We start from the raw sequence: 23508 nt of genomic DNA on the forward strand, positions 1-23508 counted from the left end.
CGCGGCGGTGACGGTCGGCTTCATCATGATGTGTCACACCGCGCTGGACCGGGCGGCCCAGGTCGCGCGCTATTGGGCCAGCCATGGCGCGCCGGTGGTGGTGCATGTCGATGCCCGTGTGCCCGCGCAGGACTTCGACGCCCTTGGCCGCGCGCTCGCCGATCTGGACAGCGTCTCGTTCTGCACCCGCTTCAAATGCGACTGGGGCACCTGGTCGCTGGTGCAGGCGGCGCAGACCGGGGCCACGCAACTGCTGGCCCGCCACCCCGAAGTCGGGCATGTCTTTCTCGCCTCGGGCGCCTGTCTGCCGCTGCGGCCGCTGCACGAGCTGGCCGACTATCTGGCCGCCCGCCCGAACACCGATTTCATCGAAAGCGTCACCACCGCCGAGGTCGGCTGGACGGTGGGCGGCATCGACATGGAACGCTTCACCCTGCGCTTCCCGTTTTCCTGGAAAAAGCGACGGCGGCTGTTCGATGCCTATGTCGATTTCCAGCGCCGCATCGGCTTCAAGCGCAAGATCCCCGGCGGCATCGTCCCGCATCTGGGCAGCCAATGGTGGTGCCTGTCGCGTCCGACCCTGACGGCGATCCTGCAGGCCCCGGACCGGCCGCAGCACGACCGCTATTTCAAGCGCGTCTGGATCCCCGACGAAAGCTATTTCCAGTCGCTCGCCCGGATTTACGCGACGAATATCGAAAGCCGCTCGCTGACGCTGTCGAAATTCGATTATCAGGGCAAGCCGCATATCTTCTACGATGATCACCTGCAGCTTCTGCGGCGCTCGGATTGCTTCGTGGCGCGGAAAATCTGGCCAAAAGCGGAAAAGCTTTACGCCACCTTCCTGTCGGACCGGCCCGCCGAAAGCCTGGCCGAGCCGAACCCGTCCAAGATCGACCGGCTGTTTTCCAAGGCGGTCGAGCGGCGCACCCGCGGGCGGCCCGGGCTTTACATGCAAAGCCGGTTTCCGCGGCAGGATCACGAGAACGGCAAGACCTCGGCGCAATATTCGATCCTTCAGGGATTTTCGGACCTTTTCGAAAACTTCGAAGGTTGGCTGGCGAAATACGTGGGCGCCCGGGTGCATGGCCATCTGTTCGGGCCCGATCGCGCCGCCTTTTCCGGCGGCGAGACGATGTTCAACGGCTGTCTGAGCGACAGCGCCGCGCTGCGCGATTACAACCCGCGCGGCTTTCTGACCAATCTGATCTGGAACGGCCGCGGCGAGCGGCAATGTTTCATGTTCTCCCCGCGCGACACCCAGGACATCAACTGGTTCACCGCCACCGATCCGAATGCGCAGATCTCCGTCATCTCGGGCGCCTGGGCGGTGCCGCTGTTTCATTCGCAGATGGATTTCAGCGAGATCCGCCGCGAGGCCGCCCGGCTGCAGCAGATCGAGATCGAGCATCTGAACATCCTGCGCTCGATGTATGTCAAGGCGCGGGTGCGGATCTGGACGATGGCGGAATTCATCGAAAATCCGATGGAACCGTTGCAGATGATCATCGACGAGATCAGCCCGCGCGCGACGCGACGGCTGACCGAGGCGCCGCAGATGATCGACCTGACCGGCTTTGGCCAGTTCCTGCAGAATCTGAAGAATCAGGGCATGCAACCGCGGCTGATGGGCGATTTCCCGGTGGCGGGGGACACCGTGCCGCCGCCGCGCCGCCGCCCCTATCTGGTGAAATGAGATGAGCCGCTTCGATTGCTTCGTCGTCTTCGCCGAAATGCGCACGGGCTCGAACCTGCTCGAAGCCGCGCTGAACGACCTGCCCGGCGTCACCTGCCACGGCGAGGCCTTCAACCCCGCGCTGATCGGCTATCCGAAACGGACCGAATTGCTGGGCATCCCCCGCGAAATCCGCGACGGGGATCCGATGCTGCTCTGGGCCCGGATCAGATCAGCCGAGGGGCTGAACGGCTGCCGGTTCTTTCATGACCACGACCCCCGCGTGCTCTCGGCGATGCTTGAGGATCGCCGCTGCGCCAAGATCGTGCTGACCCGCAATCCGGTCGAAAGCTATGTCAGCCTGAAACTGGCACGGGCGACCGGACAGTGGAAACTGGGTGATGCGAAACACCGCAAGGACACGCCGCAAGCGGACTTCGACGCCGCCGAATTCGAGGCGCATCTGCAAACCCTGCAGGGCTTTCAGATCACGCTGATGCGGGCGTTGCAATGCTCGGGGCAGACCGCCTTTTACATCGATTACGAAGATGCGCAGGATCTGGCGGTGCTGAACGGTCTGGCCGACTGGCTGGGGGTCGCGGGGCGGCTGACGGCGCTGCCCTCCAGCCTTGTGGTGCAAAACCCCGAGGCGCTGGAAGAAAAGGTGGCGAATTTCCCGGCGATGGAAGCGGCGCTGGCGAAGATCGACCGGTTCAACCTGTCGCGCACGCCGAATTTCGAGCCGCGCCGGGGTCCGGGCGTGCCCGGCTTCGTCGGCTGCGATGCCGGGCTTCTGTATCTGCCGATCCGGCCGGGGCTGGAGGCGCCGATCCGCGGCTGGCTGGCGAAACTGGGCCCGGTCGAGAGCGATTTCTCGCAAAAGACCCTGCGGCAGTGGAAGCGCAGGCATCCCGGCCACCGCAGTTTCACCGTGATCCGCCATCCGCTGTTGCGCGCCCATCTGGCCTTTGCCGCGCTTCTGTCACAAGACGGGATGTCCGACACCCGCGAGGTGCTGCGCCGCAGCTACAAGCTGCCGCTGCCGCCCGAGGGCAAGCCGATGGTCCCGCAGGACTGGGCGGCGGGGCTTTTGGCCTTCCTTGGCTGGCTGAAGACGAACCTGAACGCGCAGACAAGCCTTGCCGTGCATCCGCTCTGGGCCAGCCAATCGGCCAGCCTGCAGGGCATCGCGCAGTTCACGCCCCCGGATCTTGTCGCGCGCGAAGACCGCCTGGCCGAGGATCTGGCCGCGCTGGCACAGATGATCGGCGTTCCGGCCCCGGCCTTCGCCGCACCGCAGGGCGATACCGCGCCGGTTAAGCTGGCCGATGTCTGGACGCCCGAACTGGAACAGGCCGCCGCGGACACCTATGCGCGCGACTACATGACCTTCGGCTTCGGGCCGTGGAAACGGAAAAAGGGCTGATCAGGCCGCCTGCACGCCGCCCGATGCTGCTGTCAGCACCGCATGCAGCGCCGCCGGATCGGAATTGGCGCGCAGTTTCGCGCAGGTCTCGACATTGCGCAGCGTCCGCGACACCAGCGCCAGCGCCTTCAGATGCTCGACGCCGGAATCCTTGGGCGCGAAGAGCGCAAAGATCAGATCGACGGGCAGCCGGTCCACCGCGTCGAAATCAAGCGGCCGTTCCAGACGCAGGAACACGCCCACCACCGATTTCAGCCCGTGCAGACGCGCATGCGGCAGCGCGACGCCATGACCGACCCCGGTCGGCCCCAGCATCTCGCGTTCCTGCAGCGCATCCACGGTCTGGATCGCATCCAGCCCGTAGGCTGAATGCGCGATTTCGGAAAGGTCCTGAAACAGGCGCTTCTTGCTCGTGACATTGGTCAAAACCTTGACCGCCGCCGGTTTGAGCAGGGTGGAAAGATCCATCTGTCCTTTTTCCGCGCCCATCGTCGAACGCTCACTTGATGTTGCGGGGATCGATCCAGCCGACGTTGCCGTCGTCCCGCCGGTAGACCACGTTGACCCCGCCATGTTTCTCGTTGCGGAAGACCAGAAGCGGCTTCGTCGAAAGTTCCATCTGCATCACCGCCTCGCCGACCGAGATCGTGGGGACTTTCGTCTCCATCTCGGCGACGATCACCGGCGCCGTGCTCTCGCCATCGGGTTCCGTCTCGTCATCTTCCGCGGCGAGGACATACAGGCCCGCGGCATCGAATTCAACCGGCGTCACGCGTTCGCGGTGATGGTCTTTCAGGCGGCGCTTGTGCCGGCGCAGCTGCTTGTCCATCTTTTCGCGGCAGGCCTCAAACGCGGCATAAACCTCGCCCGCGCGGCCCGCGGCCGAAGCGGTCAGACCCGTGGACAGGTGCACGGTGATTTCGCAGGAATATTCATGCGAGGTGCGCGAAAACACCACCGTCGCATCGGTGGGTCGCTGCATGTATTTGTCGACCGTTTCCCCCAATTCGGTCTTCACATGGGTTTGCAGGGCTTCGCCAACGTCGAGCTGTTTTCCGCTGATCTGATAACGCATGGCTTCTCCTTCACGTCATTTTCCCGCAACCGGCATGCTCTGTCCGGAATGCGAGGTGGTTGAACTCTTCTTTGAAACCGGGGAGGTCGAGCCCCAAAACCGGAGCGGGCCGGGAATCGGGCCGAACGGGGAACAGGGCGAGGGTGCGTTGGTGCACATACCCCGTATTTGGGAACGGAACCGCGGGGCTGTCAACTGCCCGAACGCATCCTTTGTGAAACCTTTGTTACTGAATCCGGAAATTCTCGCCGAGGTAGACGCGGCGGACGTTTTCATCCCGCACCACCTCTTCGGTGCGGCCCGACATCAGCACCCGGCCATCGTGAAGGATATAAGCCCGATCGACGATTTCCAGCGTTTCCCGGACGTTGTGATCGGTGATCAGCACGCCGATGCCGCGCTCCTTCAGATGCGACACCAGGGCGCGGATCTCCGCCACCGCAATCGGGTCGACCCCTGCAAAGGGTTCATCCAGAAGCAGATATTTCGGGTCAGCCGCCAGACAGCGGGCGATCTCCACCCGCCGCCGCTCGCCCCCCGACAGCGCCAGCGCGGGCGCCTGCCGCAGATGGGTGATGGCGAAATCGCCGAGCAGTTCTTCCAGCCGCTCGCGGCGGTGGTGCGGATCGGCGAGCGCGATTTCCAGCACCGCCATGATGTTCTGCTCCACCGTCAGGCCACGGAAGATCGAGGCCTCCTGCGGCAGATAGCCGATGCCCAGCCGGGCGCGGCGATACATCGGCAGCCCGGTCGCGTCGATCCCGTCGATGCTGACCCGCCCGGCATCGGGCGCCACCAGCCCGGCGATGGCGTAAAAACAGGTGGTCTTGCCCGACCCGTTCGGACCGAGCAGCGCCACCACCTCGCCGCGTTCCAGCCGCAATGACACATCGCGCAGCACCAGCCGCTTGCGATAACTCTTGCGCAGGCTGGTGACATCCAGCCCGGTCAGGCTTTCGGTGCCGATCCGCTTCGCCTCGGTCATCGGGTTTCCCCCGGTTGCAGGATGGTCCGCACGCGGCCGTCCATCCGCCCGGTGCCGGTCTTCAGATCGATCGTCATGTGCTGCCCCGACAGCACGTTCTGCCCCTGGGTCAACAGCACGTCGCCGGTCAGTTCGACCGCGCCCGCGGCGACCTCATAGACGGCTTCGCGGGCTTCGGCGGCATCCTTGCCGGAAACCAGCGTCACCCCGCCCGAGGCATGAAGCTTCGCGATCCTGCTGCGGTCGGCGCCATATTCGACCTCGACCCGGTCGGCCTTCAGCCGCATCGACCCCTGCACGATCAGCACATTGCCGGTGAACACCGCAGCGCCATCGGCCTGATGCACCGAGAGGCTGTCGGCCGTCACCTCCACCTGCGCGCCGGTGTCGGTGCGCAGGCCGGGAAAGGCGACCTCCTGAGCCAGGGCCGCCCCGCAGGCAAGGGCAAGGGTCAGACCGGCAAGGGCAGGCAGAAAGCGCATCGGAACCTCATTTCTGCGGGTGATATATCAGCTTCACACCGCCTTGGAACACCAGATCCGAGCCGGTTTGTGCATCCTTGCGGTCAATCTGCATCCGTCCGGCCTGCAAGCTGCCAAAGGGCGCCTCGGCCGAGACCGCGCCCGGCGCGGTGATCGCGGTGCGGTCGGTCGCCATGTCGAGCTGCTCGGTCGCGATCCGGTAGCCCGAGGTGGTCTGCACCGCCACGCCGTCGCGCAGCCGGATCTGCCCGGCCGCGGGATCGATCCGGCCGGATTTCGCGCGCAGGTCGGTGACGACGCCCGACCCTTCCTCCAGCCTCGCGATGATCTGGCTGGCCGAGGCGCCATGGCCCGCGGCATCGGGGGCGGCGGTCGCGGCCCGCACCGTCAGCGCCGCGCCGTCTTCGGTCATGCCGGAAAACTCGGGCGCGGTCAGGCGCTGCTCGCGCGCAAGCGTGGTGACATCGACCTTGGAATAGATCGCCGCCGTCGTCGGATCGGCCTTGCCGGAAAACAGGAACAGCGTCGAAAGCAGCACCAGCGCGCTCAGCGGCAGGGCGATCTTCGCCCAATGCACCAGCGCGGTATGGCGGCTCTCGGCGGTCATCACACCACCCCGGCGCGCAGACAGTCGTGGATATGCAGGATGCCGACCGGGCGGCCGTCCTCGACCGCGAAGAGGCAGGTGATCTTGCTGTCGTTCATCACCGCCACCGCGGCCTCGGCCAGCGCGGTGGGGGCGATGGAGCGCGGCGTGCGGGTCATCACCTCGGCCACGCTGCGCGACAAAAGCCCGTCCATGTGGCGGCGCAGGTCGCCATCGGTGACGATGCCGATCAGCCGCCCCTCGGCATCGGTGACGCCGACGACGCCGAAACCCTTTTGGCTGATGATCAACAGCGCCTCGGGCATCGGCGTCGTGCCGGTCACCAGCGGCATGTCCCGGTGCATCAGATCCGCGACTTTCGACAGCCGCGCGCCGAGCTTGCCGCCGGGGTGGAAGGTGCGGAAATGTTCGGGGGTGAACTGGCGATGCTCCATCAGCGCCACGGCGAGCGCATCGCCCAGCGCCAGCGTCATCGTCGTCGAGGTGGTGGGCACGACGCCGGTGCCGCAGGCCTCGGCCGCCTGCGGCAGCACCAGCGCCACATCGGCCTGCCGCAGCAGGGTCGAATCGGGCCGTGCGGCGACGCCGATCAGCGGAATGGAAAAGCGGCGGGTATGAGCGATCAGATCCGCCAGCTCGGGCGTCTCGCCCGAATTCGACAGCACCAGCGCCACATCCTCGCGCGTGACCATGCCCAGATCGCCATGGCTCGCCTCGGCCGGATGCACGAATTGCGCGGGCGTGCCGGTGCTGGCCAGCGTCGCCGCGATCTTGCGCGCGATATGGCCCGACTTGCCCATGCCCGAAACGATCACCCGCCCGCGCGCGGAGAGGATCATCTGCACCGCCGCGCCAAAGGCGCCATCCAGACTTTCGGCCAGCGCCTGCAGCCCGGCGATCTCGATCTCGATCACCCGCCGGGCGGTATCGGCGAAATCAGTGGTGGAAGATGTCATTCGGTTCCTCCCAGCCCATCAGGTCCAGCCGGGCCCGGGCGGGCAGGAAGTCGAAACAGGCCTGCGCCAGCTCGGTCCGGCCCTCACGGGCAAGCCGCGTCACCAGCGCCGCTTTCAGCTGGTGCAGGTAAAGCACGTCCGAGGCGGCATAGTCGAGCTGCGCCGCGGTCAGCTCCGCCGCGCCCCAGTCCGAGGTCTGCTGCTGCTTCGACACATCGACGCCCACCAGATCGGCCAGAAGATATTTCAGCCCGTGCCGGTCGGTGAAGGTCCGCACCATCTTCGAGGCGATCTTGGTGCAGAAAACCGGCGCGGTCACCACGCCGAAGGCATTGTACAGCGCGGCGATGTCGAAGCGGGCGAAGTGGAAAAGCTTCTCCACCTTCGGATCGGCCAGCATGGCGCAAAGCCGCGGCGCCTCGGTCTGGCCCTTCGCGATCTGCACCAGATGCGCGGTGCCATCGCCCGAGGACATCTGCACGAGGCATAGCCGGTCACGGCGCGGATCAAGCCCCATGGTTTCGGTATCGATGGCGACGACGGGGCCAAGATCAAGCCCCTCGGGCAGGTCGTTCTGATGCAGATGAATGGTCACGGGCAGTCCTTTCGCGACGTTTCGCGCAGATATACAGAGTTTGCCCGGGCTTTGCCACGCCCGACGGGTCACGGCGCGGTGACGCGGCCGAAAACCGCGCCCGGCTCAGCGCCCCGCCCCGGAGGCCGCCGCCGGGATCGCCGCCGAGACCAGCGAGGGCGGCAGGCCGAATTCCCGCCGGAACGCGGTGGCGAAGCTCTCGACCGAGACGAAGCCGGCCAGATGGGCGGCCTCGCGCACGCTCGTCCCGCCGCGCAGCGCGGCCTCGGCCCGGCGCAGCCGCAGGCCCCTGATCCGCGCCTTGGCCGAGAGGCCATAGGCGCGCTGAAACAGCCGCTGCAGGGACGACAGGCTCATCCCCGCCTCCTCGGCGATCTGCGCCAGATCGGGCATCGGTCCGGGGCGCAGCGCCCGATCCTCCAGCCGACGCAGCCGTTCGGTCTCGGCCGGGCGCAGCGCCCCGGGGGCGGCGGTCAACCGCGTCATCAGCCCCGCGACAAGGCCGAAGACCCGCGCCTCGCGCAACAGCAGGCGGCAGGGATCCTCCGGCCCGCCCGGCAGATCAAGCGCCACCAGCTCCTCGGCCATCGCGGTTTCGGCCGCCGTCGCGGGCCAGGTTTCGTGCCGGAAATTCGCCCCGGCCAGAACCTGCTCGGCCGGAATGCCGCGCGCGGCGAGCCAGTCCCAGCCGATGTCGATGCTGACCTTGCGCAGATGATCGCCCGCCCGCGCCCGGCGCAGGAAGGGCGCCGCCGCGCCCAGCGCGTAAAAGGCCAGCCGCGCGGGATCTTCGGCCCGCCGTTCCAGCCGCAACCGATGCGGCCCGATGAAAGCCTCGGCGCTGCCCGCAAGGATCAGATGCAGCACCACCCCCGGCGCGCGCAGGATCCGGGTTTCGAAATCGGTCGCGGCTTTCGCATCCAATGTGTGCAGCCGCAGCCCCGAGGGCAGATGCCCCGCAATCCGCATGCCCTCCAGCGCCACGCGCTCGGGGCGAATCGTGGCACCGAACTCTGCCCCCGACAGATGCGCCCCGGCGGCTATGTCCTGCAGCAGGATCGAACGGGTCATCGCAGCCCCAGTCTGACGGTTTCGACAAGCAGTTTGACGGTTTTCGCAAGCCCGGCCCGTGGCGGCGCCGACCTTGGCCCGATTATATATTACAAAAATTATCGGATATAAAGACGAGGAACCGGAATGCCGAGAATGACGATCCGCAGCGCGCTTTTCCTGGGCACCGCGCTGATCGCGCCGCTGCTTGCGGGCGGGGCCTGGGCCGAGGACAGCACCGATCTTGGCGCGATCACCGTCAAGGGCGCCAGCTACGAGACCGAGGGCTCGGACAGCTACAAGAGCGGGCTGATCTCGGTCGGTGAAAAGGCGGCAATGACGCCGCGCGAAGTGCCGCAATCGACCTCGGTCGTGACCCGCAAGCAGATCGAGGACGGTGGCTATACCGCGCTGGAAACCGCGATCGAGAACACCCCGGGCCTGCTGGTGCTGTCGAATGACATCGGCCGGTCCTCGCTGTTCTCGCGCGGGTTCGAGCTGGACTATCTTTATTACGACGGCCTGCCCGCACCGGTCAGCTCGATCTATGGCACGCAGCCGGATCTGTCGATCGTCGACCATGTCGAAGTGCTCAAGGGGCCCTCGGGGCTGTTCATCGGCGCGGGCTCGCCTGCGGGGGCGGTGAACATGCGGCTGAAACAGGCGAACCGGACCGAGCCGGGCGGGTCGGTCACCGCCACCGTCACCTCGGTCGGGCAAAAGCGGCTGGAGCTGGATTACGGCGGCGCATTGAATGCCGCGGGCAATCTGCGCGGCCGGGTGGTGGCGGCCCATGCGGCGGGCGACGGCTTTGTCGACAAACAGGAAAACGGCGTCGATCAGCTTTATGGCGCGCTGGCCTGGGACATCGGCCCGAACACAACCGCGACCTTCTCGATCTCGAACATGCGCCGCGACATCGCACCTTACAACGGCCTGCCGACCCGGGCCGACGGCACGCTGCTGTGGCTTGATCCGGCGGTCACCACCGCCGCCGACTGGAACCGCTTCGACAATGACGTGACCGATGGCGTCGCCGCGCTCGAGCATCGCTTCGACAATGGCGTCCGGGTCAAGACCAGCCTGCGCCGCTCGCACCAGACCGGCGATTTCCTTTATGCCTATACCGGCACGGCGGCGGCGGCCGACAATACCGTGTCGCGGCTCTCCTGGATCGCGCGCGATTTCACCCATGACACCACCGCCTTCGACGCCCATGCCGAACTGCCCTTCGCGCTCGGCGGCTGGGAGGGTCTGGCGATCCTTGGCGTCGATGCGCAAAACAGCGACACAAATCTGCGCGTCGCCTCGGGCAGCTTTTCCGGCAGCTGGGATCTGGACAACTGGGACACTTCGGGGCTGGCCGCGCCGAGCGTGACCTATGGGCCGGTGGCGACGACCGACACCACCTCGCGCGGGGTCTATGCGCAGGGTCGGCTGAAACCGACCGACCGGCTGACGCTGATGGGAGGCACCCGGCTGAGCTGGCATGATGTCGACTCGGTCTCGGCCAGTGGCTTGCGGACGCAGGTGGGCGTGGATGCCCATCCGACGCCCTTTGCCGGGGTGACCTTCGATCTGACCCCCGAGACGACGCTTTACGCCAGCTACACCGAGATCTTCCAGACCCAGACCGCGCTGGATGCGGCGGGCCGGGTGCTCGATCCGCTCGAAGGGCAGCAGATCGAGATCGGCGCCAAGGCGACGCTGGGCGCGGGGCTCGATGTCTCCGCCGCGCTGTTCCAGCTCGATCAGGTGAACCGGGCGCAGACGGTGCCGGGCACCACCTATGCCGTGGCCGAGGGCGAAGTGCGGATGCGCGGCTTCGAGATCGAAGCGGCGGGCGAGATCGGCCCCGCGCTGCATCTGGCGGGCGGATACACGTATTCGACCTCGGAATATCGCAACGGCCCCACCGCGGGCGAGCAGTTCTCGACCTATACGCCGCGGCACATGCTGAAGCTTTCGGCCGAATATGACGTGACCGAGGGGGCGCTGGCCGACTGGTCCTTTGGCGGGCAATGGCGGGCGGTCTCGGGCTTCTCCTCGGTCTCGGGCACGACCACGATCCGCGCCCCGGGCCATGGCGTGCTGGATCTGACGGCGAAACGGCAGCTGAACGACCTGACCGATCTGCGGCTGACGGTCTCGAACGTGCTGGACAAGGATTACTATTCCCGCGTCGGCGGCCCGACCGTCTTCAACTTCCGCGGCGAGCCCCGCGCCGTCTCGCTGGCGCTGACGCGGCGGTTCTGATGCGGCGGGTGCTGGGCTTGATGCTGGTTCTGGGCGGCACGGGGGCGGCCGCCCAGCCTGTCGGGACGGTGCAGGATCTGGGACCGGCGCTGGTGCTCGACCGCACCGCCCGGTTCGAGATCGCCGCGCCGCAGGGGCCGCTCGCCGTGGTGGTGGGCTGGCCCGACGCGCCGCCCCCGCCCGAGGGCTACGGCATCATCTATGCCCTTGATGCGGGCTGGAGTTTCGCAACCCTGCGCGAGGCGCTGGTGCTGCAAGGCTCGGCGCAGGCGGCGGGGCCGGTGCGGCCGACGGTGGTGGTGGGGATCGGCTGGCCCGGGCCGGGGCTGATCGATCTGGCGCGGCGCGGCCCCGATCTGATCGAGGCCCCGGGGGCGGCGGCAACGCTTGCGCTGCTGACCGAGACGATCCTGCCGCGGGTCGAGGCGGTGCTGCCCGTCGATCCGCGGCACCGGATGGTGCTGGGCCATTCCTATGGCGGCGCCTTTGCGCTGCGGGCGGGCTTTGCGCGGCCCGATCTTTTCAGCCATGTCGCGGCGGGCAGCCCCTCGCTCTGGACCGATCCGGGGGCTTACGCGCCGCCGCCCGGGCCGCGCCCGGCGGTGCTCTTGACGATCGGCGCGCTGGAACGGCCCGCTGCGGCCAAGGCGGCCGGGATCGCCCCCGACCGGGTGCAACGGCTGACAGAGCGCGACATGGCGGGCCGGGCCGGGCGGCTGGCGCAGGATCTGGGCACCGACCTGCAGGAAATCCCCGGTCAGGGTCATGGCGGCTCTGTCCCGGGGTTTCTGGCTGCCGCGGTCAGCTTCCTGTGGCGCTGATCTCAGTCGGCCTCAATCGGCCCGGCCTCGATCTGCCAGCACAGCCCGGTGAACCCCTCGCGATGGGCAAAGGTCACCAGATGGCTGTCGACGACGAAGCGCGACTGGATCATCGCCTTGGCATCCTCGGCGGTGATCCGCACCACAAGCGCATCAGCCTCGGCGCGCAGGCTGACCGGGCCCGAGGGCAGCGCCGCCTGCCCCTGCCCCTCGTCCCAGTCCGCGGGAACCTTGTGGGAGAAATGCTTGCACAGCTGCGCGATGTATTTCGCCGCATGCGGGGTGGCAAAGCGGGCCGTGGTGACGATCATCCGTATATCCTTAGTTTTTTTGTAGGCTACCTTCTGGTCAAGACCCGGGCAAGGGGGTATCCAGCCCGGGCGAAGCCAGTTTCAGCCACGCCAGACCCCGGAGAGACCCGATGAAACGCTTTGCACTTGCGGCGGCGCTGACGCTGGCCGCCCTTCCCGTCCTGGCCGATCCGGTGACGATCGCCACCGCCCGCGGCCCGGTCACCCTGCCCGGGGCCCCCGCCTCAGTCGCGGTCTTCGACGTCGCCGCCGCCGATACCCTGACGGCGCTTGGCGTAACGCCGACCGGCCTGCCGGACAGGCTTTACGTCGATTACCTTGACCCGCAGGGCGCGGCCCCGATCGGCACGCTGTTCGAGCCAGACCTTGAAGCTCTTTCGGCCCTCGCCCCCGATCTGATCATCGTGGGGGCACGGTCGGCGGCACAATTCGACGCCGTGGCGCAGGTGGCCCCCGCGATCGACATGTCGATTACCGCCGATGTGGTGGGCGATGCACGGGCCCGTCTGACAGCCTATGGCCAGCTTTTCGGCAAGGCGGCGAAGGCGGCCGAACTGGCCGCCGCGCTTGATGCCCGCATCGCTGCGCTGCAGGCGGCAGCCAAGGGCAGGGGCGATGCGCTGATCGTGCTGACGAACGGGCCGAAGATTTCCGCCTATGGCCGCGGCTCGCGCTTTGGCTGGATCCATGACACGGTCGGCCTGCCCGAGGCTTATCCGGCGCTGAAACCCGAGGTGCATGGCGATGCGATCTCGTTTGAATTCATCGCCGAGGTCGATCCCGACTGGCTGATTGTGGTGGATCGCGGCGCCGCCACGGGGGCCGGGGGGCCTTCGGCCGCCGAGACGCTGAACAACCCGCTGGTGGCGGGTACCAAGGCGGCGAAGGCTGGTCATGTGGTCATGCTGAACGCCGCCGATCTTTACATCGCGGGCGGCGGCTATCAGGCGCTGATGGCAAATCTGGCCGAACTTCTGGCCGCGCTGGACGGCTGAGACGGCGATGACCCGCCCGCTTGTGCCCACCCTTGCCGCCCTGACCGCGCTGGCTCTGGCAAGCCTTTTCGTCGGCGCCGCCAGCCTTGATGGGCAGGCCGGGTTGCTTTTGTGGGTCTCGCGCATTCCGCGCACCGCGGCGGCGATCCTGACCGGGGCGGCGCTTGCCGTCGCGGGGGTGGTGATGCAGCAGATCCTGCGCAACCGCTTCGTCGAGCCCGCCACCACCGGCACGCCCGAGGCGGCGGCGGCGGGGCTTCTGGCGATCACGCTTGTCGCCCCCGCCGCGCCGATCTGGCTCAAGATGATCGTGGCCGCGGTCTCGGCGCTGCTGGGCACCGTGCTTTTCGCCGCGCTGATCCGCCGCCTGCCCCCGCGCGAGATCTATCTGGTGCCGCTGTCCGGGCTGATCCTGTCGGGCGTTCTGGGCGCGGGGGTGACCTTTGTCGGCTGGGAAACCGACCTTCTGCCCTATGTCTCGGTCTGGCTGATGTCGGGCGAGTTTTCCGGCGTCATCGCCGGGCGCTATGAGCTTTTGTGGATCGCGGGCGCCGCGGTGGCGCTGGCCTGGGCCGCCGCCGACCGGTTCGCGATCCTCGGCCTTGGCCCGGAGGCCGCGACCGCGCTGGGCCTGAACCCGCGCGCGGTGCTGCGCCTTGGCCTGGCGGTGGTGGCGATCGTCACCGCGATGGTGGTGGTGACGGTGGGCATGTTTCCCTTTGTCGGGCTGATCGTGCCCAATCTGGTGACCCGGGTGATGGGCGACAATCTGCGCGCCGCCCTGCCCGTCGTCGCGCTGGCGGGGGCGGGGCTGGTGCTGGCCTGCGATCTGGCGGGGCGGATCGTCATCCACCCCTACGAGATCCCGGCCGGGACGATTCTGGGGGTGATCGGGGCGCTCGCCTTCCTGTGGCTTTTGTGGCGAGGCGACCGCGATGGGCGTTAGGCTTTGGGCGGCCCTGATGGCGGGGGTGGTGCTGGTCACCGGGCTTTGGCTGTTTCAGGGCCTGTCGGGCAACACCGGCTTCGTGCTGTCCTTGCGGGCGGGAAAACTGGCGGCTCTGGCGCTGGTGGCGGCCTCGGTGGCGATGGCGACGGTGCTGTTTCAGACCGTGGCGCAAAACCGCATCCTGACGCCCTCGATCATGGGGTTTGACGCGCTTTATCTGCTGGTGCAAAGCCTCGCGCTGGCCACGCTGGGCATCTCGGGTTTTGCCGCCCTGCCCGCCGGGCCGAAATTCCTGCTGGAAACCGCGCTGATGACCGGCCTTGCCGCGGTGCTGTTCGGCACGCTTCTGGGCCGGGCGCGGGGCGCCGACATCGGCCGCACGATCCTGAGCGGGGTGATTCTGGGCATCCTGTTTCGCGCCGGATCGGTGCTGGTGATGCGGGTGCTGGACCCGAACGCCAATGCCGTGGTGCAATCGGTCAGTTTCGCCAATTTCTCCCGCCCCTCGGTCGAGACGCTGCTTTACGCCGCCGCCCTTGCGCTGCCCGCGATGGCGCTGGCGCTTTGGCTGGGGCCAAGGCTTGACGTGCTGGCTTTGGGCCGCGACCGGGCGCTGTCGCTTGGCCTGCCGCATCGGGCGATGGTGCTGGGCACGCTGGCGCTGGTCGCCGTGCTGACCGCGACGGCGACGGCGCTGGTCGGGCCGATCGCGTTTTTCGGGCTGATCGTGGCCGGTCTGGCGCAGAGCTTCGCGCCGGGGGCGCCGCATCGGCAGCTTTTGCTGCTGTCGGTGGGGCTGGCGCTGATCGGGCTGATTGGCGGGCAATGGGCCTTCGAGCGGCTGCTGGGCCTGAAAGCCACGCTCAGTGTCGTGCTGGATTGCGGCGGCGGGCTGTTGTTCCTGATGCTGCTGATGCGGGGGAAGATCCGATGATCGAAGTGACGGACCTGTCTTTCACGGTGGGCGGGGCGCAGATTCTGGCGCCGACGACGCTGACCCTGCCCGCGGGGCAGATCACCGCGCTGATCGGGCCGAACGGGGCGGGGAAATCGACGCTGTCGCGGCTGATCGCGCGGGTCGAGACGCCACCGCCCGGCACGGTGCGGGTGAACGGGCGCGATGTGGCGACGACCCCGGGCGGGCTGCTGGCGCGGGAGCTGGCGTTCCTCGGGCAGCATACCGGGCTTGCTTCGCGGCTGCGGGTGCGGGATCTGGTGGCCTTTGGCCGCTGGCCGCATTGCCATGGCCGTCCGGGGCCTGCCGATCACGCCGCCATCGCCCGCGCGCTGGCGGAGTTCGAGCTGGAGCCGCTGGCGCAGCGCTTCCTTGACACGCTCTCGGGCGGGCAGGCGCAGCGGGCGCATCTGGCGATGGCGGCGGCGCAGGAAACGCCCTGGCTGATCCTCGACGAGCCGTTGAACAACCTTGATCTGGCACATGCGCGGGGGCTGATGGTGCATCTGGCGCGGCTGCGCGATGCGGGCGGCTCGGTGCTGATCGTGCTGCACGATCTCAACTTTGCCGCCGCCTGGGCCGATCATGTGGTGGCGATGAAGGCGGGCGCGGTGGTGGCGACGGGCAGGCCCGAGGCGGTGCTGACCGGCCCGCTCCTTTCCGCGCTTTACGACACCGAAATCGAGGTCACCGTCCATGGCGGCCGACCGCTGGTGCTGCACCATCTGGCGCCCGCCTGACCGCGCTCTGCCTTGGCGGCGTTGACATGGCAGATTGTTTTTGTCAGGTTTCCGGGGAACCTGATCCGCGAGAGCTTTCCCTGATCGGCCTGCCGCGGCAATTTCCGTTGCTTCCGCACCCCGGCTGTGGCCTGCTTCCGGAAAGACCCTGCGACATGATGTCCGGCGCGGGGCAAGGACGGCGATTCGGTTTCTTGCGGCCCCGCCTTGCCGGTGGGTCGCCCGGCCACGAGGGAGGCGAAAGATGAGCCAGCACACGCCCGGAGAACGTCTGTTGCGGGCGATCTATCTGAGCATCGGCCTGATCTTCACGGCCGTGGCCTTTGTCGGCATCTTTCTGCCGGTGCTGCCGACGGTGCCGTTCCTGATCCTTGCGGCGGCCTTCTTTGCCCGCTCCTCCGAACGGCTCGAGGACTGGCTGCTGACCCACCCGGCCTTCGGCCCGATGCTGCGCGACTGGCGCGAACGCGGCGCGATCCCGCGGCGCGGCAAGGTGATGGCGCTGTGCGGCTCGGCGCTGGGTCTGGCGCTGTTCATCCTGCTGCGCCATCCCGCCGCCTGGCAGACCGCGGCCGTCGCGGCGCTGATGGTCACCGGCGTCGGCTATGTCTTCAGCCGTCCCACCGCCTGACCCCCCGCCCCCGCATTGGCTGTGGACAGAGGCCCGGGTCGTATGATTTAGTTTCGACTAAATCATACTTGGGGGCAAGATGTCGCTGAAAACCTTGAAGGGGCTGGTGCCCGCCGCGCTGCTGGCTTTGGCTTTGGCACCCCCGCTGCAGGCCGGTCCGGTGCCGCCGCTGGTTCTGGCGGTGGGCGGCGAGCCCGAGGGCGGCTTCGATCCGGTGCTGGGCTGGGGCCGCTACGGCAACCCGCTGTTTCAGGCGACGCTGCTGCGTTTCAACACCGATCTGAGCCTTGTCGGCGATCTGGCGACCAGCTGGAGCCTGTCGGACGACCGGCGGACCTGGACGATCAAGCTGCGGCAGGATGCGAAATTCTCCGACGGCACGGCGCTGACGGCCGAGGATGTGGCCTTCACCTTCAACACCGCGCGCGATGCGGGCGGGCTCGTTGACATGAAGATCCTGCGCGAGGCCCGGGTTGTCGCCCCCGACACGGTGGAGCTGGAGCTGACACGGCCGCAGATCACCTTCACCAGCCATCTGGTCGGGCTCGGCATCGTGCCGAAGGCGCGCTATGGCGCGGATTACGCCCGCCATCCGGTTGGCGCCGGGCCGTTCCGGATGGTCGAATGGCGCCCGGGCGAGCAGCTGGTGGTCGAGCCGAACCCCTATTGGCACGGTGGCACGATTCCCTTTCCGCGGGTGAGCTTCGTCTTCGGTGCGGAAGCGGCGGCGATCGCGCTGGCGCAGACCGGGGCGGTGCAGGTGGCGGCCGTGCCCCCGGCAGGCTCGGATGCGCCGCCTGCGGGCATGCGGACGCTGCATGTGCAGAGCGTCGACAACCGCGGCGTGATGTTCCCGATGGTCGCCGCCGGGGGCAAGACCGCCGAGGGCAAGCCGATCGGCAATGACGTGACCGCCGATCCCGCGATCCGCCGCGCGCTCAACCAGCTGCTGGACCGCAAGGCGCTGGTCGATCTGGCGCTGGAGGGCCATGGCCGCCCGGCGCATGGTCCGGCCGATGGCCTGCCCTGGGATCAGCCCGCCGCCGCCCTGCCCGATGCCGACCCGATCGCCGCCGCGGTGACGCTGGAAGCCGCGGGCTGGATCGACCGCGATGGCGACGGGCTGCGCGAAAAGGACGGGCGGGAGGCGCGCTTCACCCTTGTCTATCCGGCCTCGGATTCGCTGCGCCAGGCGCTGGCGCTGGGCGTTGCCGAACAGGCGAAGGCGGTGGGCATCGCCATCGAGCCTGCGGGCAAAAGCTGGGACGACATCGACAACGTGATGCATGCCGATGCGGTGCTGTTCGGCTGGGGCGCGCATGATCCGTCCGAGATTTTCGCGCTTCATCACGGCGATTTCGCGGGCGTCGCATATTACAACCCCGGCTATTACAAGAACCCGGCCGTCGATGCGCATCTGGATGCGGCGCAGGCCGCCCCGGATTTCAAAGCCGCGCTGCCGGACTGGCAGGCGGCGCAATGGGATGGCCGAACCGGCTTTGGCGCGCGCGGCGATGCCGCCTGGGCCTGGCTGGTGAACATCGATCACAATTACTGGGTCAGCGATTGCCTTGACCTTGGCCCGTTGCAGATCGAGCCGCATGGCCATGGCTACCCGATCACGCAGGGCCTGCAAGGCTGGACATGGACCTGCAACTGATGCGCCGAAACTGGCTGGCGCGGCTGCTTCTGGAGCGGCTGATCCGGCTGATCTGGCTGGTGCCGCTGGCGATGGCGGGGCTCTTCACGCTGGTCTCGCTCGCCCCGGTCGATCCGGTGCAGGCCTATGTCGGCGCGCGGGTGGCGCAGGTCGGCCCCGAGCAACGCGCCGCCATCGCCGAGGCCTGGGGATTGAACGCCCCCGCGCCGGAACGGTTCTGGCTGTGGCTGTCGCATCTCGCCGCGGGCGATTTCGGCACCTCGATCACCTATAACGCGCCGGTGCTGGATCTGATCGCCCAGCGCGCCGGGGCCTCGCTGGCGCTGATCGGCACGGCGTTTTTCCTGGCGCTGGCGCTCGGCTTCTCGCTGGGCCTGCTGGCCGCGGCGATGCGGGGGCGCTGGCCCGACCGGCTGATCCGGGGGCTGGCGGTGGTGCTTTCGGCCAGTCCGGGGTTCTGGATCGCGATCCTGCTGATCTCGGTCTTTGCCGTGGGGCTGGGCTGGCTGCCCGCCTGCTGCGCGACGCCGCCCGGCCTGACCGCGGCCGAAACAAGCCTTGGCGCGCGGCTGACCCATCTGATCCTGCCCGCCGTCACCGTCTCGGTCGTCGGCATTTCGGCGTTGATCCTGCACAGCCGCGCCCGCGCCGTGGCCTTTCTGGAAAGCCCGGCGGCGCGGCATCTGGCGGCGCATGGGGCCTCGCGCCTGCGGCTCGCCTTTCGCTACGGCGCCCGGCATGCGCTTGGCCCGGCGCTGACCGTGCATCTGGCCGGAGCGGGGGAACTTGTCGGCGGCTCGGTTCTGGCCGAGACGATCTTTGCCTGGCCCGGGCTTGGTCAGGCCACCGTGCGCGCCGCCACCGGGGCCGATGCGCCGCTGCTGCTTGGCATCGCGCTGGCGACGCTGCTTTTTGTCTTTTGCGGCAACCTTCTGGCCGATATCGCCGCGCGGCTGGCCGATCCGCGGCTGAGGGAGATGCGATGACCGATGCCAGCCTGAGCCTGCGCCCGATCGGCTTTCGATCGCCCCTGCGCCGCGCGCTGATCTGGCGCGGCGGGCTGGTGACGGCGGTCTTCGCCGCGCCGATCCTGATCGCGCTGGCCCTGCCCGAGACCGGTCCGGCGGTGAGTGCCGCGACGCGCAACCTGCCGCCCTCGCTTGCCCATCCGTTCGGCACCGATGCGCTGGGGCGCGACATGGCGGCACGCAGCCTTGCGGCGCTGGCCGTCTCGGTCAAGATCGGGCTTTTCGCCGCGATCCTGTCGACGGCGCTGGCGGTCGTGCTTGGCCTTGCCGCGGCGCTGGATCGCCGCCTGGACCGGATCATCGGCGTGCTGACCGAGATGGCGCTGGGCCTGCCGCATTTCGTGCTAATCATGCTCGTGGCCTATGCGGCGGGCGGCGGGATCTGGGGCGTCGTCCTTGGCGTCGGGCTGACGCATTGGCCGCGGCTGGCGCGGGTGCTGCGGCATGAGGCGCAGACCGTCGCCGGGGCCGATTTCGTCGCCGTCTCGCGCGCCTTGGGCCGTCCGCAGCTTTGGATCGCGCGGCATCATCTGGCGCCGCATCTGCTGCCGCAGGTGGTGGCGGGTTTCGTGCTGATCTTTCCGCATGCGATCCTGCACGAGGCCGGGCTCTCTTTCCTTGGTCTGGGCATCCCGCCGCATCTGCCCTCGATCGGGGTGATCCTGTCGGAAAGCCTGCGCGGGATTCTGGCCGGGCATTGGTGGGTGGCGCTGTTTCCGGGGCTGGGGCTGATGATCGTCGCGCTCAGCTTCGAACTTTTCGGCGAGACCCTGCGCCGCGCCGCCGACCCGCGCGAGGGGGTGGCGTGATGCTGCGGGTCACGGCACTTTCGGTGCGGTTTCGCCGCCATGACGGCAGCCATGCCACGGCACTGTCCGGGCTTGAGCTGACTTTGGCGCGCGGCGAGGTGATCGGGCTGGTGGGCGGCTCCGGCGCCGGAAAAAGTCTGGTGGCCGAGGCGCTGATGGGGCTCTTGCCCGGCAATGCCGAGGTTTCGGGGCAGATCACGCGCGATGGGCAAAGACTTGCCCCGGGGCAGCTCGCGCTCGCGCCGCAAGGGATCGACGCGCTCGATCCGCTGACCCGGCTTGGCGATCAGATTTGCCGCTTTGCCCGGCTGGCGGGGCAGCCGCCGCCCGATCTGCCCGCCGCACTCGCCCGGCTCGGCCTGCCCGAAACCGCCGCCCGGGCCTTTCCGCATGAACTGTCGGGCGGGATGGCGAAACGCGCGCTGATCGCCACCGCACTGGCGACCGGCGCCGGTTTTCTGATCGCCGACGAGCCGACGCTGGGTCTTGACCCCGAGACCGCCGACCGGATCCTGGCGCTGCTGGCCGGGCTGGCCGCGCAGGGGCACGGGGTCTGCGTGATCAGCCATGATCTGCCGCGGCTCATCGCCATCGCCGGGCGGATCACCATCTTGCAGGAGGGCCGGATGGTCGAAACCGCCATGGCCGGGGATTTCACCGGCGGCGATCTGCGGCATCCGTTTTCCCGCGCGCTCTGGGCGGCGCAAAGCTGGACCGGGGCGGATCTGCCATGCTGAGGGCCGAGGCGATTTCGCTGGCCTTCGCCGGTCGTCCGGTGCTGCACGAGGTGTCTCTGACCCTGACCCCGGGCGAGGTGCTAGGGCTTTCCGGCGCCTCTGGCGCGGGGAAATCGACGCTGGCGCGGGTGCTGTCGGGGGCGCTGGCCCCCGATGCCGGGCGGGTGCTGTGGCAGGGCGCCCCCCTGCCCCGCCGCCAGCCCGGCCCGGTGCAACATGTGCCGCAGGCGCCGGAACTGGCCGTCGATCCGCGCTGGACCGTCGGGCGCATTCTGGCCAATGCCGCGCCGCCCGATCCCGAGGTTCTGGCGGCGCTGGCGATCCGCCCCGGCTGGGCCGCGCGCCACCCCGCCGAGCTGTCGGGCGGCGAGCTGGCCCGGGTGTCCCTGGCGCGGTTCTTCCTGCCGCAAACGCAGGTGCTGATCTGCGACGAGATCACCGCGCAGCTCGATGCGCTGGCGGCGCAGGCGCTGTGGCGGGCGCTGCTGCCGCTGGCGCAGCGCCGCGGCATGGCGCTGATCGTGATCAGCCACGACGCCGCCCTGCGCCGGGCGCTGTGCTCCCGGCAGATCACCCTTGAGTCGCTGCCGGCGACGGCCTGAACGCGCCCCCCCGACTCGGCTTCGGCGCGGCGAAAACCATTTCTTGACAAAATGACTAGGATAATGATGATCCCGGCAGATGAAGGACTGCCAGCGCATCGCCAGCAAAGCCCAGAGCCGCTTTTGACTGGAGACACCCATGCGCCGCCTTTCCCGGCACTTCGCCGCCTTTCTGCTTTGCTCGACCGCCCTGTCGCTGCCGCTTGCGGCCGAGGAGACCGACGGCTCCCTCTGGCTGGGTCAGATCGTGATCGGCTACGCCGAGGACGGCACGCCGATCCTTGCAGGCGAAAACGCCACCCATCTGACCGGCGACGATCTGCGCGGGGCCACCAGCACCAGCGATGTCGACGGGCTGTTGCGGGTGCAGACCTCGGTCTTCACGCAAAAGGATCCGGGCAACCCGGGTGTTTCGGTGAACATCCGCGGTTTCGAAGGCTCGGGCCGGGTGGCGATGTCGGTCGATGGCGTGCCGCAGACCTATCGCCTGACCGGCCATGCGGCGCAGGGCTATGTTTTCGTGGATGAAAACCTGCTTTCCGGGATCGACATCACGCGCGGCCCGGTGACCGGGCTCGGCGGGTCGGGCATCGCCGGATCGGTGAATTTCCGCACGCTTGAGCTGGGCGACGTGCTGAAGGACGGGCAAACGCAGGGCGGGCTTGTCCGGCTGGACCATGCCTCGAACGGCGACACCAGCTCGGGAATGGCGGCGGCGGCGATGAAGGCGGGGCGGTTCGATGCGCTGGCCGCGATCAGCCGCCACAGTGGCGACAGCTACGCGGACGGCGACGGCGTCGAGGTGCCCGATACCGACACCGACATTTCCTCGGCGCTGGTCAAGCTCGGCTATGATCTGACCGAGACGCAGCGGCTGACCTTTTCGCTGATGCGCTACGAGACCGACTTTTTCGCCACGAGCTATTTCCAGCATCTGACGAATGATGTGGCGAAGATCGGCTATCACTACGACCCCGGGTCGAGCCTGATCGACCTGCGGGTGAATGCCTATCTCGCCACGACCGAGACCGACTGGCTGCGCGGCAGCTCTCCCTTCGCCTCGGCGGTCGGGCGCAACATGTCGACCGAGACGCGCGGGCTGGACGTGACGAACACGTCAGAGCTGCGCTTCGGCGGCTGGCAGCTGACCAGCGTGAACGGGATCGAGGCCTCGCAGGACAATCTGGGCGGAAGCAAGGGCGGGGTGAACCCGACCACGGGCAAGGCGCGCAGGCTCTCGGCCTTTTCGGAAAACGTCTTCGTTCAGGGCAAATGGGAAATCACCGCGGGGCTGCGGGCGAATTCCTATCGGCTGGACGGAGAGGCCTCGAAAGGCACGATCGACATCAAGAATAGCTCGCTCGATCCGAAGCTGACGCTGGCGTATCAGGCGACCGACTGGGTTCAGCCCTATGTGACGCTGTCGCGGGCGATGCGCTCGCCGACGCTGCAGGAAACCATGCTGGGCGGCAGCCATCCGGGCGGGGGTGTCGGGATGATCGCCAACCCGCGGCTGGAGGCCGAGACGGAAGAGGGCGTCGAGCTGGGCTTCACCCTTGATCGCGCAGGGCTTTTCGCTGCGGGCGACCGGCTGACCGGGCGGGTGAATTACTACAACATGGAGGTGGAGAATTACATCGTCAGCTCGATGGCCTTTACCAATGCCTTCGGTCAGACCGGCGCGGCCTTTGTCAACGTGCCGGGCCGGACGAAGACCGAAGGGGTCGAGATCGAGCTGGATTACGATCACCGCGCCTTCGATCTGGGCCTGAGCTACACGCATAATTCCAGCCATCTGCCCAGCCAGACCCCGGGCCTTGGCGCCGGGCAATATCTGCCCGATGACACGGTTTCCGTCCGCCTGTCGCGCGATTTCATGGCGGATCGGCTGACGGTCGGGGCGCAATACACCCATGTCTCGGGCGGGCTTTTCACCGATGCCTATACCTCGACGCCCTACCAGAAAGACGACAGCTACGAGCTGGTCGATCTGTTCGCCAGCTATGACGTGACCGAGGATGCGGTGATCTATGCCAAGGTCACGAACCTTTTCGACGAGGTCTATGCGCCCTGGCTTTCGGCCAGCGCCACCGAGAACGGGCGGGGCCGCACCCTGCATGTCGGCACCTCGATCCGTTTCTGAGATCCGTTTCTGATCCATGT

General features: G+C 68.0%; 24 protein-coding genes. 15 read left to right on the top strand and 9 right to left on the bottom strand.

Going from position 1 to position 23508, the window contains the following annotated elements; genetic code table 11:
- The first annotated feature begins 7 nt into the window (after positions 1–7).
- Complete coding sequence (locus LY44_RS08335; protein WP_055210476.1) at positions 8–1696, top strand: DUF5927 domain-containing protein; 1689 nt, start codon at positions 8–10, stop codon at positions 1694–1696.
- 1 nt (position 1697) lies between these two features.
- The gene (locus LY44_RS08340; protein WP_055210474.1) at positions 1698–3101 is read left to right on the top strand and encodes a hypothetical protein; all 1404 of its coding nucleotides are present in this window, start codon (positions 1698–1700) and stop codon (positions 3099–3101) included.
- On the opposite strand, the gene LY44_RS08345 is transcribed toward LY44_RS08340, so the two are convergent.
- The 8 genes from LY44_RS08345 to LY44_RS08380 all read right to left on the bottom strand — a co-directional run bounded on the left by LY44_RS08345 (position 3102) and on the right by LY44_RS08380 (position 8872).
- Positions 3102–3569, bottom strand: a complete 468-nt coding sequence (locus tag LY44_RS08345) for a PTS sugar transporter subunit IIA (protein WP_055210583.1) — start codon at positions 3567–3569, stop codon at positions 3102–3104.
- Positions 3570–3600: 31 nt separating this feature from the next.
- The gene (gene hpf / locus LY44_RS08350; RefSeq protein ID WP_055210472.1) at positions 3601–4176 is read right to left on the bottom strand and encodes a ribosome hibernation-promoting factor, HPF/YfiA family; all 576 of its coding nucleotides are present in this window, start codon (positions 4174–4176) and stop codon (positions 3601–3603) included.
- A 226-nt stretch (positions 4177–4402) separates the two neighbouring features.
- A complete protein-coding gene (gene lptB, locus LY44_RS08355; protein ID WP_055210469.1) occupies positions 4403–5161 on the bottom strand; it encodes an LPS export ABC transporter ATP-binding protein in 759 nt (252 codons plus the stop codon).
- Complete coding sequence (gene lptA, locus LY44_RS08360) at positions 5158–5643, bottom strand: lipopolysaccharide transport periplasmic protein LptA (protein WP_055210467.1); 486 nt, start codon at positions 5641–5643, stop codon at positions 5158–5160. The genes lptB and lptA overlap by 4 nt, the downstream gene beginning before the upstream one ends.
- Positions 5644–5650: 7 nt before the next feature.
- The gene (lptC, locus tag LY44_RS08365) at positions 5651–6250 is read right to left on the bottom strand and encodes an LPS export ABC transporter periplasmic protein LptC (protein ID WP_055210465.1); all 600 of its coding nucleotides are present in this window, start codon (positions 6248–6250) and stop codon (positions 5651–5653) included.
- Positions 6250–7206, bottom strand: a complete 957-nt coding sequence (locus LY44_RS08370) for a KpsF/GutQ family sugar-phosphate isomerase (protein ID WP_055210463.1) — start codon at positions 7204–7206, stop codon at positions 6250–6252. The genes lptC and LY44_RS08370 overlap by 1 nt, the downstream gene beginning before the upstream one ends.
- Positions 7187–7801 carry a ribonuclease D gene (locus LY44_RS08375; protein ID WP_055210461.1) on the bottom strand — a complete coding sequence of 205 codons (615 nt, stop codon included), beginning with the start codon at positions 7799–7801 and terminating at the stop codon, positions 7187–7189. The genes LY44_RS08370 and LY44_RS08375 overlap by 20 nt, the downstream gene beginning before the upstream one ends.
- Before the next feature lie 105 nt (positions 7802–7906).
- On the bottom strand, positions 7907–8872 hold the full coding sequence (locus tag LY44_RS08380; protein ID WP_055210459.1) for a helix-turn-helix transcriptional regulator: 966 nt from the start codon (positions 8870–8872) through the stop codon (positions 7907–7909).
- Positions 8873–9007: 135 nt separating this feature from the next.
- On the opposite strand from LY44_RS08380, the gene LY44_RS08385 reads away from it, so the two are divergent.
- Complete coding sequence (locus tag LY44_RS08385) at positions 9008–11107, top strand: TonB-dependent siderophore receptor (RefSeq protein WP_223230714.1); 2100 nt, start codon at positions 9008–9010, stop codon at positions 11105–11107.
- Positions 11107–11928, top strand: coding sequence for an alpha/beta hydrolase (locus tag LY44_RS08390; protein ID WP_055210457.1), 822 nt, complete (start codon positions 11107–11109; stop codon positions 11926–11928). Before LY44_RS08385 ends, LY44_RS08390 begins: the two co-directional genes overlap by 1 nt.
- Positions 11929–11930: 2 nt before the next feature.
- Here LY44_RS08390 and LY44_RS08395 read toward each other — a convergent pair whose 3' ends face one another.
- Complete coding sequence (locus LY44_RS08395) at positions 11931–12239, bottom strand: DUF2218 domain-containing protein (protein ID WP_111395998.1); 309 nt, start codon at positions 12237–12239, stop codon at positions 11931–11933.
- 110 nt (positions 12240–12349) lie between these two features.
- On the opposite strand from LY44_RS08395, the gene LY44_RS08400 reads away from it, so the two are divergent.
- From LY44_RS08400 to LY44_RS08450, 11 genes are all read left to right on the top strand, one after another.
- A complete protein-coding gene (locus LY44_RS08400; protein ID WP_055210455.1) occupies positions 12350–13234 on the top strand; it encodes a siderophore ABC transporter substrate-binding protein in 885 nt (294 codons plus the stop codon).
- Between the two features lie 7 nt (positions 13235–13241).
- Entirely contained in the window at positions 13242–14180 is a 939-nt protein-coding gene (locus tag LY44_RS08405; protein WP_055210453.1) for an ABC transporter permease, read from the top strand.
- Positions 14170–15117: an iron chelate uptake ABC transporter family permease subunit gene (locus LY44_RS08410; RefSeq protein WP_055210451.1), complete on the top strand. Its 948-nt coding sequence runs from the start codon at positions 14170–14172 to the stop codon at positions 15115–15117. Before LY44_RS08405 ends, LY44_RS08410 begins: the two co-directional genes overlap by 11 nt.
- On the top strand, positions 15114–15878 hold the full coding sequence (locus tag LY44_RS08415) for an iron ABC transporter ATP-binding protein (protein WP_055210449.1): 765 nt from the start codon (positions 15114–15116) through the stop codon (positions 15876–15878). The genes LY44_RS08410 and LY44_RS08415 overlap by 4 nt, the downstream gene beginning before the upstream one ends.
- Before the next feature lie 244 nt (positions 15879–16122).
- Positions 16123–16509 carry a YbaN family protein gene (locus LY44_RS08420; protein ID WP_173644534.1) on the top strand — a complete coding sequence of 129 codons (387 nt, stop codon included), beginning with the start codon at positions 16123–16125 and terminating at the stop codon, positions 16507–16509.
- 79 nt (positions 16510–16588) lie between these two features.
- Entirely contained in the window at positions 16589–18169 is a 1581-nt protein-coding gene (locus tag LY44_RS08425) for an ABC transporter substrate-binding protein (protein ID WP_055210447.1), read from the top strand.
- On the top strand, positions 18154–19155 hold the full coding sequence (locus LY44_RS08430) for an ABC transporter permease (protein WP_065118392.1): 1002 nt from the start codon (positions 18154–18156) through the stop codon (positions 19153–19155). The genes LY44_RS08425 and LY44_RS08430 overlap by 16 nt, the downstream gene beginning before the upstream one ends.
- Positions 19152–20006 carry an ABC transporter permease gene (locus LY44_RS08435; RefSeq protein ID WP_055210445.1) on the top strand — a complete coding sequence of 285 codons (855 nt, stop codon included), beginning with the start codon at positions 19152–19154 and terminating at the stop codon, positions 20004–20006. The genes LY44_RS08430 and LY44_RS08435 overlap by 4 nt, the downstream gene beginning before the upstream one ends.
- Entirely contained in the window at positions 20006–20743 is a 738-nt protein-coding gene (locus LY44_RS08440) for an ATP-binding cassette domain-containing protein (protein ID WP_055210443.1), read from the top strand. The genes LY44_RS08435 and LY44_RS08440 overlap by 1 nt, the downstream gene beginning before the upstream one ends.
- A complete protein-coding gene (locus LY44_RS08445) occupies positions 20737–21345 on the top strand; it encodes an ATP-binding cassette domain-containing protein (RefSeq protein WP_055210441.1) in 609 nt (202 codons plus the stop codon). Before LY44_RS08440 ends, LY44_RS08445 begins: the two co-directional genes overlap by 7 nt.
- Positions 21346–21484: 139 nt before the next feature.
- The gene (locus LY44_RS08450; protein ID WP_055210439.1) at positions 21485–23488 is read left to right on the top strand and encodes a TonB-dependent receptor domain-containing protein; all 2004 of its coding nucleotides are present in this window, start codon (positions 21485–21487) and stop codon (positions 23486–23488) included.
- Positions 23489–23508: the final 20 nt, after the last annotated feature.

The sequence above is a fragment of the Rhodobacter capsulatus genome (assembly GCF_003254295.1).
In the GTDB taxonomy this organism is placed as follows: Bacteria; Pseudomonadota; Alphaproteobacteria; order Rhodobacterales; family Rhodobacteraceae; genus Rhodobacter; species Rhodobacter capsulatus.